This is a genomic window from Pseudomonas sp. HMWF006 (assembly GCF_003061205.1).
Classification (GTDB): domain Bacteria; phylum Pseudomonadota; class Gammaproteobacteria; order Pseudomonadales; family Pseudomonadaceae; genus Aquipseudomonas; species Aquipseudomonas monsensis.
This window is the reverse complement of the sequence record NZ_QAIU01000079.1, coordinates 1-2,022: the sequence shown is the minus strand read 5'-3', so window position 1 is coordinate 2,022 and position 2,022 is coordinate 1. Positions and strand designations below refer to the sequence as shown.

Genomic DNA, 2,022 nt, shown 5'->3' with positions numbered 1-2,022 from the left:
TCGAACGTTGCCGCACCGCTGGCAACGTCCTGAATGTCGATGGCGTTCAGTGGAACGATGGCAACCTGAGGTTCACGTTTTACGATTTCAGTAGTCATGACAGCATCTCACCCGGCAACAAGGCCTGGGCTTTGCGGACAAAAATTGAAGACCTCAACGAGCGGGCGACAGCGAGCCGCCTCTCAGAGGTGCGGATCAAAGTGAAAAAACGGGATTAGCTGACGACCGCGCCTTTCGGGCCACTGGCGATCAGTGCGGCCCCGCAGGCGGTTTTCATGCCGTCCAGTGCGATGGGTGTGCCATCGACGGTGTAAGTGCTGCTGCCCTCGGCAATCGGGAAAACCCCTTTGCACAGCGGGCAGCTGACCTTGTGACCGACCCCGGCAATCGGCTTGCCGTTGAGGTCGGTGCGGGAGAAGGCTTCGAGGACCTTGCCACCGTGCGTGGTGGAGTCGCCCAAGCGAATTGCGTCTTTCATTACGTCATTCCTTTGACCGAGGGTGGCTGGCTCGGCGAGCTACCCTGTCTTTCCTGCCTGCGTTCAGCACGCGTTAGTGCCGATTTGATATCAAAATCCGTGCCAGCCACTATATGGCCATTACGCTGTAAGGGTTTGCGTCCTGTGCCTTAGAGATAAATCGTTTTTTGCTGTGGGAAACCGTCTCAAAGTGCGCAAGAAGTTGCGCAGTGCTGCGCAACTTCTTGCGCACTCGGCTACAGGGGCCGTGTAACAAGGGCTACAGGCGAGTGGCGGGCGTTTTTTCGAAGACAGGTGCGCAACAAGTTGCGCAGTTGGGCGGCTGATCGATTTCTGACAAAACGATGTTGATTGCACTGACTTCATCGCGAACAGGCGAAGGCCGGCAGTGGATCTTCAGCAGGTTCAAGGTCTGTTTCGGAGTATCCTGCGCGTTCTGAATACGGACGCTTTTTCCATGCTGGTGATTTCCAACAACGTGCATCTGCCGGATGCCGAGATCGAACTGACAGCCATCCGCGCCCAGGGCGCCGGTGGGCAGAACGTCAACAAGGTCTCCAGTGCCGTGCACCTGCGCTTCGACATTCCGGCCTCGTCCCTGCCCGAGTTCTACAAGGAGCGGTTGCTGGCGCTGCGCGACAGTCGCATCACCAGCGATGGCGTGTTGATCATCAAGGCCCAGCAATACCGCACGCAGGAAGCCAACCGCGCCGATGCGCTGGAGCGTCTGGTCGAGCTGATTCTCAGCGCGACCAAAGTCGAAAAGAAGCGCCGTCCAACCAAGCCGACCCTCGGTTCAAAAAAGCGTCGACTCGAATCGAAAACCAAGCGCGGCAGTATCAAGGCCGGACGCGGCAAGGTGGATTTTTAGTCTTCGCGGTACTTCGCCGTGTGTTTGTACAAATACACGCTAAGCGCCAATCCACTTAGCGAGGCGAGGGCGGCGAAGAGGAAGATCGAGGCAAAACCGAATCCCGCCGCAATCGCCCCGGCCAATGGCCCGGTGATCCCCAGCGACAAGTCGATGAACAGCGAATACGCGCCAACCGCTGCGCCGCGACTGGAGGCCGGCACCGGATTTACTGCTTCCACACCCAGCGCCGGGAATACCAGCGAGAAACCGAAACCGCTCAGTGCCGCGCCGGCCAGCGCCCAATGCGCGTCCGGCGCCAGCCACAACAGCAGCAGCCCCAGGGTTTCTACCGACAGGCAGGCGATCGCTACGCGAAAGCCGCCGAGGCGATTGATCAGGTTGCCGAACAGCAGGCGCGCACCGATGAAGCTGGCGCCGAACAGGCTCAGGCACAGCACCGCGTTGTCCCAATGCTGTGTCGCGTAATACAGGGTGATGAAGGTGGCGATGGTGCCAAAGCCGATCGAGCCCAGCGCCAGTCCGCAACCGTGGGGGAAGACGCGGCCGAGCACGTGCATGAACGGCAGACGTTCGCCGGCGACAATCGGCGCGGCGGTTTTCGGCCACGCCAGCAGCAAGCCCAGTGCTGCCAGCAGAATGATGCTGACGCCCATGCTCCACAGCCCCAACT

At 59.9% G+C, this 2,022-nt stretch carries 3 protein-coding genes; 1 reads left to right on the top strand and 2 read right to left on the bottom strand.

The window, feature by feature from the left end; all coding sequences use genetic code 11:
- Positions 1 to 214: 214 nt before the first annotated feature.
- A complete protein-coding gene (locus tag DBR24_RS02965; protein WP_007920142.1) occupies positions 215 to 478 on the bottom strand; it encodes a PAAR domain-containing protein in 264 nt (87 codons plus the stop codon).
- Positions 479 to 935: 457 nt separating this feature from the next.
- Between DBR24_RS02965 and arfB the strand changes: the two genes are divergently transcribed.
- Entirely contained in the window at positions 936 to 1,349 is a 414-nt protein-coding gene (arfB, locus tag DBR24_RS02960; RefSeq protein ID WP_095050152.1) for an alternative ribosome rescue aminoacyl-tRNA hydrolase ArfB, read from the top strand.
- Here arfB and DBR24_RS02955 read toward each other — a convergent pair.
- A partial coding sequence (locus DBR24_RS02955; protein WP_128613849.1) for an MFS transporter occupies positions 1,346 to 2,022 on the bottom strand: 677 nt, incomplete at its 5' end. The two genes, arfB and DBR24_RS02955, sit on opposite strands and share 4 nt — an antisense overlap.